The sequence below is a fragment of the Pseudomonas sp. SMV7 genome, from assembly GCF_052041995.1.
GTDB lineage: Bacteria > Pseudomonadota > Gammaproteobacteria > Pseudomonadales > Pseudomonadaceae > Aquipseudomonas.
Map to the genome: position 1 here is coordinate 98,790 of NZ_JBKGGT010000005.1, position 13,624 is coordinate 112,413.

A 13,624-nucleotide genomic window follows, 5' to 3' on the forward strand; every position below is an offset into this window, starting at 1 on the left:
CCTGCTTTGGTTCATAATGACCCTACCCGAGTGCCCGACACAGAACAGGATCCCCAGATCGATGGCCACTTATGAAATCCTGATTGCCGATGACCACCCGCTGTTCCGCGGCGCCCTGCGCCAGGCCGTTACCCTCGGCCTGGGCCCGGATGTGCGCCTGGTGGAGGTTGCCAGCATCGCCGAACTGGAAACCCGCCTGAGCGAGAAAGCCGACTGGGACCTGGTGCTGCTGGACCTGAACATGCCAGGCGCCTACGGTTTTTCCGGGCTGGTGCTGTTGCGCGGGCAATATCCGCAGATTCCGGTGGTGATGGTTTCGGCGCAGGAGGAGGCCGCCGTGGTGGTCAAGTCCCGCGAATTCGGCGCCAGTGGTTTCATTCCCAAGTCCAGCACCCTGGAAGTGATCCAGGATGCGGTGCGCAAGGTGCTCGAAGGCGAAGTCTGGTGGCCGCCGCAGGCATTTGAAAAAGTGGACGTCTCGGCCGAGGCCAAGGCTGCCAGCGAAGGCCTGGCCAGCCTCACGCCGCAGCAGTTCCGGGTACTGACCATGGTCTGCGAAGGCTTGCTGAACAAGCAGATCGCCTATGAGCTGAATGTCTCGGAAGCGACCATCAAGGCCCACGTCACCGCGATCTTCCGCAAGCTCGGCGTGCGTACCCGCACCCAGGCCGCGCTGCTGCTGCAACAACTTGAATCGGTTGCCAGCAGCTGATTGTGCGTGCATTCACGCTTTTTTGACCCTTGCCGCTCTAGGCTGCTGGCCTTTCGGTTGTTAAGTGACGCACATGACATCGCCATTCAAGGGCCAGACCGGCCTCAAACGCATCTTCAACGCCGCCGGCTATTCGCTGGACGGCCTGCGCGCCGCCTTCAAGGGCGAGGCCGCGTTCCGTCAGTTGGTCCTGCTCAATGTACTGCTGATCCCGATCGCCTTCTGGCTACCGGTCAGCCGCGCGGAGCGGGCGATCATGATTGCCGTGTGCCTGCTGGGCCTGATCGTCGAACTGTTCAACTCGGCGGTGGAGGCGGCCATCGACCGCATCTCGCTGGAGCGCCACCCGCTGTCGAAAAACGCCAAGGACATGGGCAGCGCCGCGCAACTGGTGGCGTTGACCATGGTGGCGCTGGTGTGGGGCGTGATCCTGCTCTAAGCGATTGGCGGCAACACGATCTCGTCACTGCGGGTAAAGCCCGCGGTGAAGTTGCGGCACAGCTCTAGAAATTCGCGCATGGCCGAGGTCTGGTACTTCTGTTTGTGCCAGATGAAGTAGAACTGGCGCCTCAAGTCCAGCTCCGGGGTTTCGACCGCGACCAGGCTGCCGCGGCGGAAGGCGTCGCGCAGGGCCAGGCGCGAAATGCAGCCGATACCCAGGCCTGACTCCACGGCGCGCTTGATGGCTTCGGTGTGCTCCAGCTCCAGGCGGATGTTGAGGTTGGTGCGCTGGTGGCGCATGGCCTGGTCGAAGGTCAGGCGTGTGCCGGAGCCCTGTTCGCGCAGTATCCAGGCTTCCTGGGACAAGGTCTGCACATCGGCGCGGCCCAGTCTGGCCAGTGGATGCTGCGGCGCGCAGAACACCACCAGTTCATCCTCTACCCAGGGGCGGACTTCCAGGTCCGGGTGGTTGCAGTCGCCTTCGATCAGACCCAGGTCAATTTCGTAGTGCGCAACCTGTTGCACGATATGTGCGGTGTTCTGCACATGCAGCTTCACCTGGCTTTCCGGGTGCACCTGCATGAAGCTGCCAATCAGCAGGGTGGCCAGGTAGTTGCCGATGGTCAGCGTGGCGCCGACCGCCAGCGAGCCGAAACCGGACTTGCCATTGAGCAGGTCTTCGATTTCCTTGGCCTGGTCGAGCAGGGCCACGGCCTGCGGCAACAGCTGCTGGCCCAGGGCGTTGAGGCTCAGGCGCTTGCCGGCACGGTCGAACAGCTGGCAGCTGGACTGGCGTTCAAGTTCGGTGATCGAGGTGCTGGCAGCCGATTGCGACAGCGCCAGCACACTGGCAGCGCGGGAGACGCTCTGGTGCTGGGCCACGGCAACGAAGACCTGCAGTTGACGAAGTGTGAATCGCATATCGATATAACCGATAACACATATCTTGATAATCCAGTTAACAGATATTGTCGCTGCCCCTAAACTATCGCGCAACTGCGCGTCTTGCGCGCGCCGCGTCTTTCTTCAGGAGCCCCATTAGATGAGCAACATGAACCACGAACGTGTCCTCAGTGTGCACCACTGGAACGACACCCTGTTCAGCTTCAAGTGCACCCGCGACCCGGGCCTGCGCTTCGAGAACGGTCAGTTCGTGATGATTGGCCTGCAGCAGGACAACGGCCGTCCCCTCATGCGCGCCTATTCCATCGCTTCGCCGAACTGGGAAGAGCACCTGGAGTTCTTCAGCATCAAGGTGCCGGACGGCCCGCTGACCTCCCAGCTGCAGCACCTGAAGGAAGGCGACGAGATCATCATCAGCAAGAAGCCTACCGGCACCCTGGTGCTCGACGACCTGAACCCGGGCAAGCACCTGTACCTGCTGAGCACCGGCACTGGCCTGGCGCCGTTCATGAGCGTCATCCAGGACCCGGAAACCTACGAGCGCTTCGAAAAAGTGATCCTGGTACACGGCGTGCGCTACGTGAACGAAGTGGCCTACCGTGAATTCATCACCGAGCACCTGCCACAGAACGAGTTCTTCGGTGAAGCGGTACGCGAGAAGCTGATCTATTACCCGACCGTGACCCGTGAGCCGTTCGAGAACCAGGGCCGTCTGACCGACCTGATGCGCAGCGGCAAGCTGTTCAGCGACATCGGCCTGCCACCGATCAACCCGCAGGACGACCGTGCGATGATCTGCGGCAGCCCGAGCATGCTCGACGAGACCAGCGAAGTGCTGGACAGCTTCGGCCTGAAGATCTCCCCGCGCATGCGCGAGCCGGGCGATTACCTGATCGAGCGGGCTTTCGTCGAGAAGTAAGGCGTAGGCTGGTGCAAAGAGGGCGACCTACGGGTCGCCTTTCTTATGCCTGAAATTAGTGCATTGTCTGTGCCGGTCAAAACAGCAAACACACCCTACTCGACGCGCATTTCGCCGCTGTACACCAATATCTCCCGACAGCGCTTGCACAGGTAGCGCCGGCCCTGACGCACCAGCTTGTGCCGCTGCGCGGTAAACGGGAAATCGCTTTGCGGGCAGGGGCAGCGGTAGATATAGCGGGTGGCCACGCGACGCTGCACTGCGTAGTTGTGGCATCGGTTGGGCGGCAGTTCATAGACGCCGCGCATGATCAGTTGCCATTCCTCGCCATGGGCCTGGATGCGGTCGCCAAACAGCTGATGGGCCACCAGGTGCGCCACTTCGTGAGCCACGGTCTGGCGCAGGAAGTCTTCCTGGTTCTCCCGATACAGTTGCAGGTTGAAGCGCAGCAGGTTTTGGTGCAAGTGGGCGACGCCGGCTTTCTGCCCGCGCAGCTTGAAGCTGACTTCCGGGCGCGGGAAGGTACGTTTGAAGAAGGTTTCGGCTTGCTGGTAACAGGTTTCGACGCGTTGTAAGAGCAGCTCGGGCATGGCGGGATGGTTCTCCTGGCCGAGCATTATGCCGCAACCCTGGGCAGCCTGCCGAGCCACCGGTCAGCGCACAGGTAGAGGCCGCCTTGCGGCGGCCCCTGGCAGATACCCAGTGTTTCCAACGTTCTAGTTGGTGTACACCGGCCCCACGCCCAGGCCCCAGATGATCACCGTGGCAGCCATGATCGCCACCAGTACCACAAGGCCCACCGCCAGCACCGAGCTGGAGAACAGGAAGCCCTCGTCGGAGGGGATGTTCATGAACGTCGGCAAACCGACGTACAGCAGATACACCGTGTAGCAGATCGCTGCGGTGCCTATCAGCATGCCCAGCCACAGGTGCGGGTACAGCGCCGCCAGGCCGCCGATGAACAATGGCGTGGCAGTGTAGGTGGCAAAGGCGACGCACTGTGCCATGGACGGGTTGGCATCGTAGGTGCGGGCCATCCAGTGGATGAATGCGCCCATCACCGCCACCCCGGCAAGCATTGCCAGGTACGACATGATGCTCATCCAGATGGCGCTCTCCATGGTCAGCATCACCGCTGGCCGGTCGCCGATCACCCAGCCGACCTGGGTGGTACCGATGAACGCCGAAACGGCGGGAATCGCAGCCAGGATCAGGGTGTGCGTCAGGTACATGTGGCTGATGGTTTCTTCTTCGCCACGAATTTCCCGCCATTCCTGGTCGGGATGGGTAAACAGCCCCACAACGTGATGAATCATGCCGATCACTCCTCTCAATGTTGCCAGACGCCCCCCAGATGGAGCGCAGCGGCCCGAGGCCCGAACACCGATGCAAGCGGTAATGTGGCCTTATGTCGCAGTATAGGAAGCCGTTACCTACATAAACCGTGCTTTTTAGAGCAAATCGCGCTGTAAGTGCGGGTCTTGATTACATTGAAGTCTTTGTCGGAATGCCTACAGCAGCGGCGTGTTTGTGCGTAAAATAGCCGGCTTTTGTCACACCTCGCGGATCCAAGCGCTATGGGCACCCTCTCGGTCAACCAGAACAAACTGCAAAAACGCCTGCGTCGTCTCGCCGGCGAAGCCATCACCGACTACAACATGATCGAGGATGGCGACAAGGTCATGGTCTGCCTGTCCGGCGGCAAGGACAGCTACACCATGCTCGACGTTCTGTTGCACCTGCAGAAGGTGGCACCGATCAAGTTCGAGATCGTCGCAGTAAACATGGACCAGAAGCAGCCGGGCTTCCCCGAGCATGTGCTGCCGGCCTACCTCAAGGAACTGGGCGTCGAGTACCACATCGTCGAGAAGGACACCTACTCGGTGGTCAAGGAGCTGGTACCCGAGGGCAAGACCACCTGCTCGCTGTGCTCGCGCCTGCGTCGTGGCACCCTGTACACCTTCGCCGACGAAATCGGCGCGACCAAGATGGCGCTGGGGCACCACCGCGACGACATCGTCGAAACCTTCTTCCTCAACATGTTCTTCAACGGCGCGCTCAAGGGCATGCCGCCGAAGCTGCGTGCCGACGATGGCCGCAACGTGGTGATCCGCCCGCTGGCCTACTGCAGCGAGAAGGACATCCAGGCCTATTCGGACATGAAGGAGTTCCCGATCATCCCGTGCAACCTGTGCGGCTCGCAGGAAAACCTGCAGCGCCAGGTGGTCAAGGACATGCTGGTGGAGTGGGAACGCAAGCACCCGGGCCGTACCGAGAGCATCTTCCGCGCCCTGCAGAACGTGGCACCGTCGCAGCTGGCCGACCGCAACCTGTTCGACTTCACCAGCCTGAAGATCGACGAAAACGCCACGCCGCGTTTCCTTGACGTGCTGAATATCTGAGCCCATGCGCGACTATCAGTGGCTGCACGAGTACTGCCTGAACCGCTTCGGCTCGGCCCAGGCCCTGGAGGCTTTCCTGCCGCAGCCGCGCACGCCGGCGCAACTGCGCGACATCAGCGATGACCGCTACCTGTCGACCCTGGCCCTGCGCGTATTCCGCGCCGGGCTCAAGCACAGCCTGGTGGATGCCAAGTGGCCGGCGTTCGAGCAGGTGTTCTTCGGCTTCGACCCGGAGAAGGTGGTATTGATGGGCGCCGAACACCTGGAGCGGCTGATGCACGACGAGCGCATCATTCGTCACCTGGGCAAGCTCAAGAGCGTGCCGCGCAATGCACAGATGGTCCTTGATATCACCAAAGCGCACGGCAGCTTTGGCGCGTTCATCGCCGACTGGCCGGGGACCGATATCGTCGGGCTGTGGAAGTACCTGGCCAAGCACGGCAACCAGCTGGGCGGGCTATCGGCGCCGCGCTTCCTGCGCATGGTCGGCAAGGATACCTTCATCCCTACCGATGACATGGCGGCGGCACTGATTGCGCAGAAGGTGATCGACAAGCCGCCGACCAGCCAGCGTGACCTGGCCCTGGTACAACAGGCGTTCAACCAGTGGCATGCCGAGAGTGGCCGGCCGCTGTGCCAGTTGTCAGTAATGCTGGCGCATACCGTCAACCATTGAGATCCGGGGGCCGCAAAGCGGCCCCGGATTCAGCTGCCTTCGCCTGCCAGACGCCGCTCGTGCTGGAACTTCCAGCGCACATACAGCAAGCCGGCGATGAACAGCCCCAGGCTTACCAGCACCTCAAGCCAGCCAAACACCGCCCGCGCCGGGTCGAACGCTGCCAGCACGCCCTTGATGAAGTAGATATTCACCACGAAGCAGGTCCACGCATGCGCGCGGGCGCTGCCTGCCAGCATGCCCGGCAGCAACAGCAGCAGTGGCACCAGCTCGATCGCCAGAATGACCTCGACCCGAGCCCCATGCAGGTTGGCGAAGCCCAGGTTGTTCACCAGCAGCAGGGCGACCAGGCCAAAGAAAAATGCCAGGCTCAATGCCCGCGTCAGGCGCAGGCGCGGGGCCAGCCATTCCAGCGGCGGCAATACCTTGGGCTTTCTAGCCACGTGCGGCCTCCAGGGCCTTGGCGGTAGTCGCCAGGCGTTGACCCAAGGCGCGGCACAGGGCGATTTCGTGCGGGTCCAGTTCGCGCTTGCCATCGGCCCCGGCATGATGACTGGCACCATAGGGCGTGCCGCCGCCGCGGGTTTCGAGCAGTGCCGATTCGCTGTATGGCAGGCCCATGACCAGCATGCCGTGGTGCATCAGCGGCAGCATCATCGACAGCAGGGTAGTTTCCTGGCCGCCATGCAGGCTGGCGGTGGAGGTGAACACGCCCGCCGGCTTGCCGACCAGCTCACCGCCCAGCCACAGGCTGCTGGTGCCGTCCAGGAAATACTTGAGTGGCGCCGCCATGTTGCCGAAGCGGGTCGGGCTACCCAGTGCCAGCCCGGCGCAGTGGCGCAGGTCGTCCAGGGTGGCGTACAGGGCGCCACTGGGTGGGATGTCCGGGGCTACCGCTTCGCATTCGGTGGAAATCGCCGGCACCGTGCGCAGGCGAGCCTCGAGGCCGGCCAGCTCGATGCCGCGGGCGATGTGCCTGGCCATTTCGCTGGTCGAACCATGGCGGCTGTAATACAGCACCAGGATATAGGGCGCGGTCACGGCAGGATCTCCAGCACTTTCTCCGGCGGGCGGCCGACCACGGCCTTGTCACCAACGACCAGGATCGGCCGCTCGATCAGCTTGGGGTGGCGGGCCATGGCCTCGATCAGTTGCGCGTCGGTCAGCGCCGGGTCGGCCAGGTTCAGCTCCTTGTATTCGTCTTCGCCGCTACGCAGCAACTGGCGCGGGCCGATGCCCAGCTTGCCGAGCAGGGCGGCGAGGGTGGCGACGTCGGGCGGGGTGTCGAGGTAGCGCACGATGGTCGGTGCCAGGCCGCGGGCTTCGAGCAGTTCCAGCGCGCCGCGGGATTTCGAGCAGCGCGGGTTATGATAGAGCGTCAGGTCGGTCATGTCGGGTCGCTTCCAGCAGGGTGTGGCGGCTATTCTAACCGCAGCGACTGACCATTTTGCTTGAAAACTCGAGAAGGATTGACCCATGGCAAGGCGTCTGGCAGCAGTACTGGCCATCACCGCGAGCCTGTTGCTCGGTGGTTGCGGTGCCGATTATGGCGTGGACCAGCACGGTAATACGGTTAAGGCCGAACAGATCGACGGGCACTGGCTGGTGCTCAACTACTGGGCCGAATGGTGCGGGCCGTGCCGTACCGAAATCCCGCAACTGAATGCGGCGGCCAAGCAATGGGCGGGCGACGGCATCAAGGTGGTGGGGGTGAATTTCGACGGCTTGCAGGGGCAGGACCTGAAGCAGGCGAGCGAAACCCTGGGCATCGATTTCACCGTACTGGCCCAGGACCCGGCCGAGCGCTATGACCTGCCGCGCAGCGAGGCGCTGCCGGTCACCTACATCATCGATGACAAGGGCAAGGTGCGTGAGCAGTTGTTGGGTGAGCAGACGCTTGAAGGGCTGCTGGCCAGGATCAAGGCCCTGAAGGGCGCCTGATGTACCCGGGGCCGCAAAGCGGCCCCGGCAATATTCAGCCTTCCTCAGGCCAGAAGCGCAACGGCTTGCCCTCGGCCGGCCAGAAACGCATCTGCTCGATCGGCGACACGTCCCAGCGTTGCACGGTTTCCAGCGCCTGCAGGAAGCGTCGTTCCTGCTCCATCAAGGCCGGCGCGCACAGTTTGCGGGTCTTGCCGACCTTGCCGAAGCTCAGGTGTTCGCCCTCCAGCGTGTATGGCGCAAACCAATGGTTGCAGCCCGCGTTGCCATAGGCGCGGCCATCGCTGGCCAGGGTCAGGGTCAGGTGGCTGTAATCGATCAGCGGCCGTTCGCCAATCCACTCCAGGATATAGCTGCGCTCCTGCTGCAGCCTGGCAGGTTCGGCGGCGCAGCCCAGCAGGCCGGAGGCAATCAGCACGCCGGTCAGCAGATTCTTCACTCGGCGCTCTCCTGGCAACGCGGGCACAGGTGTTTCTCGCCACGGCTGGCCCAACCCAGCTCGGCAATCCGTGCGCTGGCGGCAGGTTGGCGGGCTTTCTTGCCCAGCTTGGCATCCACTGCAAACTCGAAGTCGAGCACGGCGTCGCAGCTGTCGCAGGCGACCTGCCAGGCGAGGATTTCCAGCTCGTTGAATACCGGGCCACTGGCCACGGCGACCCACTGGCCGCGCGGGTTGATCAGGTGGCGCACGCTGTCCACGGTGAGTCGCATCGACAGGTCCTTGCTGCCCTTGAGGGTGACCAGCAGGGTATCGCCTTTGTGCATCGAACCACCGTTGCCGGTGACCTGGTAACGGCCCGGTACCAGGGCGCGGCACTCGATCAGGGTGTGTTGCGGGTTGAAAAGGGTGTAACGGAAATCGTGCTCGACCATGGGTCCTCCAGAAATGCCGCGTATCCTAGCACTAACCCATCACCAGATTCTGTGGTTTGCCTGCCGCCCAGCGGTTGATGTTGTCCAGTGTGGTCGCAGCGATGGCAGCCAGGGCTTCACGGGTCAGGAAGGCCTGGTGAGCCGTGACGATCACGTTGGGGAAGGTCAGCAGGCGGGCCAGTACGTCGTCCTGCAGTGGCAGGTCGGAGCGGTCCTCGAAGAACAGCTGGGCTTCTTCCTCATAGACGTCCAGGCCCAGGTAGCCGAGCTGGCCGCTCTTGAGTGCGTCGATCAGTGCCGGGGTGTCGACCAGCGCGCCGCGGCCGGTGTTGATCAGCATGGCGCCGGGTTGCAGCCGGGCCAGGCTTTGCGCATTGATCAGGTGGCGGGTGTGCTCGTTCAGCGGGCAGTGCAGGCTGATGATACCGGCTTCGCGCAGCAGCTCGGGCAACGGCAGGTAGCGCGCGCCCAGCGCTAGCAGCTCTGGGTTGGGGTGGGGGTCGTAGGCCAGCAGCTGGCAGCCGAAACCGGCCATGATGCGGGCGAAGGCGGCGCCGATCTGGCCGGTGCCGACCACGCCGACGGTCTTGCCGTGCAGGTCGAAGCCGGTCAGCCCGTGCAAGGTGAAATCACCTTCGCGGGTGCGGTTGTAGGCCCGGTGCAGGCGCCGGTTGAGGGCCAGGATCAGCGCAACGGCATGTTCCGCCACGGCATGCGGCGAGTAGGCGGGCACGCGCACCACGGTCAGGCCCAGACGCCGGGCGGTGGCCAGGTCGACATGGTTGTAGCCGGCCGAGCGCAAGGCGATCAGGCGCGTGCCGCCGGCGGCCAGGCGCTGCAGCACCGGGGCGTCGAGTTCGTCATTGATGAAGGCGCAGACCACCTCGTAGCCGTAGGCCAGGGCAGCGGTGTCGAGGGTCAGGCGGGCAGGCTGGAAATGCAGGTCCACGCTGCTGCCGCTGGCGGCCTGGCTGAAGCTTTCCTGGTCGTAGTGCTGGCTGCTGAACAACAGGGCGCGCATGCTAATGCTCCTCAAGATTCACTGGGCTGCGGCACCAAGCCGCTGTTGCAAAGGCCGCTCTGCTCAGGCGCTCAACCTGGCCTGGACAGCCAGGCGGTCGATGGCAGCATCCAGCTCATCCAGCGCCTGTTGCGCCTGCGGGTGTTCCTGCTTGAGCAAGGTCTCGCTGCGTTGGCACGCGGCGCGCAGCTGCGGGACACCGCAGTAGCGCGAGGCGCCGTTCAGGCGGTGCACCTGCTCGATCAGCGTGGTGCGGTCGTCGGCCTCGCGGGCGGCGCGTATGGCTTCGCGGTCGGCCTCCAGCGAGGCCAGCAGCATGTTCAGCATGTCGGCCGCCAGGTCCGCCTTGCCGGCAGCCAGGCGCAGGCCTTCTTCGGGGTCGAGTACCTGCAGTTCATCGCCGCTGGCCTGTTGTTCGGCCAGGCGCTCCTGCTGTGGCGTGCCCAGGCTGAGCCCGGTCCATTTCATCACCACCTGGGCCAGTTGCCGTTCGCTGATCGGTTTGGTCAGGTAGTCGTCCATGCCGCCGTGCAGCAACGCACGTTTCTCGTTGGCCATGGCGTGGGCGGTGAGGGCGACGATCGGCAGCGGGTTGCCGCTCTGGGTGTTTTCCCACAGGCGGATCTGCTCGGTGCAGGCACGGCCGTCCATGCCGGGCATCTGCACGTCCATCAGCACCAGGTCGAAGGGCTCGTTCTGCACCGCGTGCACCGCAGCATAGCCGTTGTCGACGGCGAGCACCTCGGCCCCCAGGTCTTCAAGCAGGGTCTGCACTAGCAGCAGGTTGGCGGCATTGTCGTCGACACAGAGGATCTTCGGCTGGCGTTGGCCGTTGGCACTGTTCGCCTCGCCCTGGGGACGGCGCGGTTGCACCAGCTCCAGCAACAGGCGCCGCAGTTTGCGGGTGCAAGTCGGCTTGGACAGCAGTTGGCCATGGCCATTGGGCAGGTAGGGATGATACAGCGCCTGCTCGGTAGTCGGGCACAGCACCACGCACTGGCAATGGTAACGTTCCAGCTGCTGGTGGTAATGGCCCAGCTGTTCGGGCGACAGGTTGCCCAGGTTGGCCCCGAGCACGGCGAACTCGAATGGCTGGCCGGCCTGGCTGGCGGCCTGTACACCCTGCAGCAACTGGGCATAGGAGGTGAACAGGCTGACGCTGAGCCCGCAATCTTCCAGCTGGTGTTCCAGCGCCTGGCGGGCCAGTTCGTGACCATCGACAATGGCCGCGCGGCGGCCCAGCAGCGGTTGCAGTGGTGGCTCCTGGAGATCGTCGTGGGCCTTGGGCAGGTTGAGGCTGATCCAGAACTGCGAACCTTCGCCCGGGGTGCTGTCGACGCCGATCTCGCCGCCCATCTGCTCGATCAGACGCTTGGAGATCACCAGGCCCAGGCCGGTACCGCCGGGCTGGCGTGCCAACGAGTTGTCGGCCTGGCTGAACGCCTGGAACAGCGTGCGCACATCCTGGGGCGACAGGCCGATACCCGTATCCTGCACGCTGATGCGCAACTGTGCGCTGTCTTCGTGCTCGTCTTCGAGCATGGCGCGCACGACGATGGTGCCCTCGCGGGTGAACTTGATGGCGTTGCTGACCAGGTTGGTGAGGATCTGCTTGAGCCGCAGCGGGTCGCCGATCAGCGACGACGGGGTGTCGCGGTAGATCAGGCTGAGCAGCTCCAGTTGCTTGGCATGGGCAGCCGGGGCGAGGATGGTCAGGGTATCCTGGACCAGGTCCCGCAGGTTGAACGGAATACTGTCGAGCACCAGCTTGCCGGCCTCGATCTTGGAGAAGTCGAGGATCTCGTTGATGATTCCCAGCAGGTTGTCGGCGGATTTCTCGATGGTGCCCAGGTAGTCCAGCTGCCGCGGGGTCAGTTCGCTTTTCTGCAGCAGGTGGGTGAAGCCGAGGATGCCGTTGAGCGGGGTGCGGATTTCATGGCTCATGTTGGCCAGGAATTCCGACTTGATGCGGCTGGCCTCCAGCGCTTCCTTGCGCGCCATGTCCAGCTCGATGTTCTGGATCTCGATGGTTTCGAGGTTCTGGCGCACGTCCTCGGTGGCCTGGTCGATGCTGTGCTGCAGTTCCTCATGGGCGTTGTGCAGGGTTTCGGCCATGCGGTTGATGCCGCGCGCCAGTTCGTCCAGTTCATGGCTGCCCATGGTCGGCAGGCGTTCTTCCAGATGGCCGTCCTTGAGCTGGTTGACCGCGTGCTTGATGCGCTCGATGGGGTCGTTGATGGTACGGCTCATGCGCAGCGCCAGCAGGCCGCTGAGCACCAGGCAGGCGAGGATCAGCAACAGGCTGGTGAACAGGTTGCGGTAGCCGCGCAGCAGCGTGCCGTCGTGGGACAGTTCGATCTCGACCCAGCCCAGCAGGCGTTCGGCTTCGGCCGGCACGGCATCGGTGGCCAGGTCGCGGTGGTGGCCGAACACCGGCATCAGGTAGCGCGTGGCATCATTGCCGCTGCGCTGCAGTAATTGCATGCCGGTGCCGCCGCTTGGCGGCTGGTTGAGCATGCTCGGGCCGGCGTGGGCCAGGCGTGTGCGGTCCGGGGCCAGGAAGGCGACGGCGCGCACATCGGCCTGTTCCAGGGTCTGTGCGGCGATGCGCTCCAGCTGCGCCGGTGCCAGCCTGGCCATGGCGGGTGCGGCCAGCGGTGCCAGTTGTTCGGCAATCATCTTGCCGCGTTGCAGCAACTGGGTGCGCAGGTCGTTTTGCTGCAGCCAGGTGAAGTAGCCGCCCAGCACCAGCGCCATCAGGCCGGCCGGCAGCAGGGCCAGCAGCAGGACCCGGCTGCGTATTCCCAAGCGATCGAGCACACTCGCCTCCTGTCATGTGCCTGGACGCCGTCAAGCGATGACGGCCAAGGCGGGAAGTTACTCCGCCTGCGGCAGCATTGCACCTGTTTAGTCGGTGTTTCATGCCGGTTGCCGTGCATTGGTCGCAGCGCGGTTGCCCGGCGGGCGGTGGATACTCGATAATCGCGCAATTGAGAATGCATGGCAGTTGCCAATGAATCCCGAAGCTGTTCACAACTGCAATATCCTCGCGATCGAGGATGACCCGGTGCTGGGCGCCTACCTGCACGAAATGCTGCAACGCGGCGGTTTCCACGTGACCTGGTGCCGCAATGGCCTGGAGGGGCTGGAAACAGCAGGGCGTCACGCCTTCGATGTGGTGCTGCTGGACATCCTGCTGCCCGGGCTCAATGGCCTGGAGGCCCTGGCGCAATTGCGCAAACGCAGCGCCACGCCGGTAATCCTGATGTCGGCACTGGGTGCCGAGGCCGACCGCATCAACGGTTTCCAGCGCGGCGCCGATGACTACCTGCCCAAGCCGTTCAGCATGGCCGAACTGCAGGTGCGCATCGAGGCAATCCTGCGCCGGGTCGCCCTCGAACGTCGCCACCGCGCCCCGCAGGCGCAGCCCGCCAGTGGTGAATTGCACTACGACGAGGGCTTGTGCGATGTACGCCTGGACGGCCGCCTGGCCGGCCTCACCCCCAGCGAATATCGTCTGCTCGATATCCTCAACCGCAACCCCGACGAGGTGTTGAGCAAGCCGTTCCTGTACCAGCAGGTACTGCAACGAAGCTATTCGCGGCATGATCGCAGCCTGGACATGCATGTCAGCCAGATCCGCCGCAAGCTCAAGGCCCTCGGTTATCACGCACGCCAGGTCCGTACCGTGTGGGGCAAGGGCTACGTGCTCAGCGCCAGCGAGGTGGAGTGACCC

Annotated in this window: 17 protein-coding genes; 7 read left to right on the plus strand and 10 right to left on the minus strand. The window is 63.8% G+C overall.

Translation table 11 applies throughout. The features are described from left to right. The first annotated feature begins 61 nt into the window (after window positions 1-61). Together erdR and ACLEJP_RS08280 are read left to right on the plus strand one after the other, a co-directional pair. Window positions 62-712 (plus strand): response regulator transcription factor ErdR, encoded by a 651-nt coding sequence (gene erdR / locus ACLEJP_RS08275; protein ID WP_440805444.1) that lies wholly within the window; start codon window positions 62-64, stop codon window positions 710-712. Between the two features lie 73 nt (window positions 713-785). After that, window positions 786-1,151 carry a diacylglycerol kinase gene (locus ACLEJP_RS08280; protein ID WP_010952700.1) on the plus strand — a complete coding sequence of 122 codons (366 nt, stop codon included), beginning with the start codon at window positions 786-788 and terminating at the stop codon, window positions 1,149-1,151. Here the strand turns inward: ACLEJP_RS08280 and finR are convergent. Then, window positions 1,148-2,074, minus strand: coding sequence for a LysR family transcriptional regulator FinR (gene finR / locus ACLEJP_RS08285; protein ID WP_440805447.1), 927 nt, complete (start codon window positions 2,072-2,074; stop codon window positions 1,148-1,150). The genes ACLEJP_RS08280 and finR overlap by 4 nt on opposite strands. Window positions 2,075-2,195: 121 nt before the next feature. Here finR and fpr point away from each other — a divergent pair, with 121 nt between their 5' ends. Further along, a complete protein-coding gene (gene fpr / locus ACLEJP_RS08290; RefSeq protein ID WP_225776659.1) occupies window positions 2,196-2,975 on the plus strand; it encodes a ferredoxin-NADP reductase in 780 nt (259 codons plus the stop codon). 95 nt (window positions 2,976-3,070) lie between these two features. On the opposite strand, the gene ACLEJP_RS08295 is transcribed toward fpr, so the two are convergent. Both ACLEJP_RS08295 and ACLEJP_RS08300 read right to left on the minus strand, forming a co-directional pair. Beyond that, a complete protein-coding gene (locus tag ACLEJP_RS08295; protein ID WP_440805449.1) occupies window positions 3,071-3,565 on the minus strand; it encodes a SprT family zinc-dependent metalloprotease in 495 nt (164 codons plus the stop codon). Window positions 3,566-3,691: 126 nt separating this feature from the next. Continuing rightward, a complete protein-coding gene (locus ACLEJP_RS08300) occupies window positions 3,692-4,291 on the minus strand; it encodes a Yip1 family protein (RefSeq protein WP_225776662.1) in 600 nt (199 codons plus the stop codon). Between the two features lie 261 nt (window positions 4,292-4,552). Between ACLEJP_RS08300 and ttcA the strand changes: the two genes are divergently transcribed. Further along, window positions 4,553-5,377, plus strand: coding sequence for a tRNA 2-thiocytidine(32) synthetase TtcA (ttcA, locus tag ACLEJP_RS08305; protein ID WP_012270926.1), 825 nt, complete (start codon window positions 4,553-4,555; stop codon window positions 5,375-5,377). A gap of 4 nt (window positions 5,378-5,381) precedes the next feature. Further along, window positions 5,382-6,053 carry a DNA-3-methyladenine glycosylase I gene (locus ACLEJP_RS08310; protein WP_440805453.1) on the plus strand — a complete coding sequence of 224 codons (672 nt, stop codon included), beginning with the start codon at window positions 5,382-5,384 and terminating at the stop codon, window positions 6,051-6,053. A gap of 29 nt (window positions 6,054-6,082) precedes the next feature. On the opposite strand, the gene ACLEJP_RS08315 is transcribed toward ACLEJP_RS08310, so the two are convergent. Genes ACLEJP_RS08315 through arsC form a run of 3 tightly spaced genes read right to left on the minus strand, consistent with a single transcriptional unit; the run spans window position 6,083 to window position 7,444 of the window. After that, complete coding sequence (locus ACLEJP_RS08315) at window positions 6,083-6,496, minus strand: DUF2069 domain-containing protein (RefSeq protein ID WP_440805455.1); 414 nt, start codon at window positions 6,494-6,496, stop codon at window positions 6,083-6,085. Next, the gene (wrbA, locus tag ACLEJP_RS08320) at window positions 6,489-7,094 is read right to left on the minus strand and encodes an NAD(P)H:quinone oxidoreductase (RefSeq protein WP_440805458.1); all 606 of its coding nucleotides are present in this window, start codon (window positions 7,092-7,094) and stop codon (window positions 6,489-6,491) included. The genes ACLEJP_RS08315 and wrbA overlap by 8 nt, the downstream gene beginning before the upstream one ends. Then, window positions 7,091-7,444, minus strand: a complete 354-nt coding sequence (gene arsC, locus ACLEJP_RS08325; RefSeq protein ID WP_440805459.1) for an arsenate reductase (glutaredoxin) — start codon at window positions 7,442-7,444, stop codon at window positions 7,091-7,093. The genes wrbA and arsC overlap by 4 nt, the downstream gene beginning before the upstream one ends. An 85-nt stretch (window positions 7,445-7,529) precedes the next feature. Between arsC and ACLEJP_RS08330 the strand changes: the two genes are divergently transcribed. Next, complete coding sequence (locus ACLEJP_RS08330; RefSeq protein ID WP_440805461.1) at window positions 7,530-7,994, plus strand: TlpA disulfide reductase family protein; 465 nt, start codon at window positions 7,530-7,532, stop codon at window positions 7,992-7,994. Window positions 7,995-8,028: 34 nt separating this feature from the next. On the opposite strand, the gene ACLEJP_RS08335 is transcribed toward ACLEJP_RS08330, so the two are convergent. From ACLEJP_RS08335 to ACLEJP_RS08350, 4 genes are all read right to left on the minus strand, one after another. Beyond that, window positions 8,029-8,433 (minus strand): META domain-containing protein, encoded by a 405-nt coding sequence (locus ACLEJP_RS08335; RefSeq protein ID WP_440805464.1) that lies wholly within the window; start codon window positions 8,431-8,433, stop codon window positions 8,029-8,031. Then, window positions 8,430-8,867, minus strand: a complete 438-nt coding sequence (locus tag ACLEJP_RS08340) for a hypothetical protein (RefSeq protein WP_440805465.1) — start codon at window positions 8,865-8,867, stop codon at window positions 8,430-8,432. The genes ACLEJP_RS08335 and ACLEJP_RS08340 overlap by 4 nt, the downstream gene beginning before the upstream one ends. Window positions 8,868-8,898: 31 nt before the next feature. After that, window positions 8,899-9,888, minus strand: coding sequence for a 2-hydroxyacid dehydrogenase (locus tag ACLEJP_RS08345; protein ID WP_440805468.1), 990 nt, complete (start codon window positions 9,886-9,888; stop codon window positions 8,899-8,901). Between the two features lie 63 nt (window positions 9,889-9,951). Beyond that, a complete protein-coding gene (locus tag ACLEJP_RS08350) occupies window positions 9,952-12,708 on the minus strand; it encodes a response regulator (protein ID WP_440805469.1) in 2,757 nt (918 codons plus the stop codon). Window positions 12,709-12,901: 193 nt separating this feature from the next. On the opposite strand from ACLEJP_RS08350, the gene ACLEJP_RS08355 reads away from it, so the two are divergent. Further along, the gene (locus tag ACLEJP_RS08355) at window positions 12,902-13,621 is read left to right on the plus strand and encodes a response regulator transcription factor (protein ID WP_440805471.1); all 720 of its coding nucleotides are present in this window, start codon (window positions 12,902-12,904) and stop codon (window positions 13,619-13,621) included. The last annotated feature ends 3 nt before the right edge of the window (window positions 13,622-13,624 follow it).

What these genes read in the sequence shown, in the direction of transcription:
- erdR (WP_440805444.1), top strand. Translation starts at nt 62, where the DNA reads ATGGCCACTTATGAAATCCTGATTGCCGATGACCACCCGCTGTTCCGC.
- ACLEJP_RS08280 (WP_010952700.1), top strand. Translation starts at nt 786, where the DNA reads ATGACATCGCCATTCAAGGGCCAGACCGGCCTCAAACGCATCTTCAAC.
- finR (WP_440805447.1), bottom strand. Translation starts at nt 2,074, where the DNA reads ATGCGATTCACACTTCGTCAACTGCAGGTCTTCGTTGCCGTGGCCCAG.
- fpr (WP_225776659.1), top strand. Translation starts at nt 2,196, where the DNA reads ATGAGCAACATGAACCACGAACGTGTCCTCAGTGTGCACCACTGGAAC.
- ACLEJP_RS08295 (WP_440805449.1), bottom strand. Translation starts at nt 3,565, where the DNA reads ATGCCCGAGCTGCTCTTACAACGCGTCGAAACCTGTTACCAGCAAGCC.
- ACLEJP_RS08300 (WP_225776662.1), bottom strand. Translation starts at nt 4,291, where the DNA reads ATGATTCATCACGTTGTGGGGCTGTTTACCCATCCCGACCAGGAATGG.
- ttcA (WP_012270926.1), top strand. Translation starts at nt 4,553, where the DNA reads ATGGGCACCCTCTCGGTCAACCAGAACAAACTGCAAAAACGCCTGCGT.
- ACLEJP_RS08310 (WP_440805453.1), top strand. Translation starts at nt 5,382, where the DNA reads ATGCGCGACTATCAGTGGCTGCACGAGTACTGCCTGAACCGCTTCGGC.
- arsC (WP_440805459.1), bottom strand. Translation starts at nt 7,444, where the DNA reads ATGACCGACCTGACGCTCTATCATAACCCGCGCTGCTCGAAATCCCGC.
- ACLEJP_RS08330 (WP_440805461.1), top strand. Translation starts at nt 7,530, where the DNA reads ATGGCAAGGCGTCTGGCAGCAGTACTGGCCATCACCGCGAGCCTGTTG.
- ACLEJP_RS08340 (WP_440805465.1), bottom strand. Translation starts at nt 8,867, where the DNA reads ATGGTCGAGCACGATTTCCGTTACACCCTTTTCAACCCGCAACACACC.
- ACLEJP_RS08345 (WP_440805468.1), bottom strand. Translation starts at nt 9,888, where the DNA reads ATGCGCGCCCTGTTGTTCAGCAGCCAGCACTACGACCAGGAAAGCTTC.
- ACLEJP_RS08355 (WP_440805471.1), top strand. Translation starts at nt 12,902, where the DNA reads ATGAATCCCGAAGCTGTTCACAACTGCAATATCCTCGCGATCGAGGAT.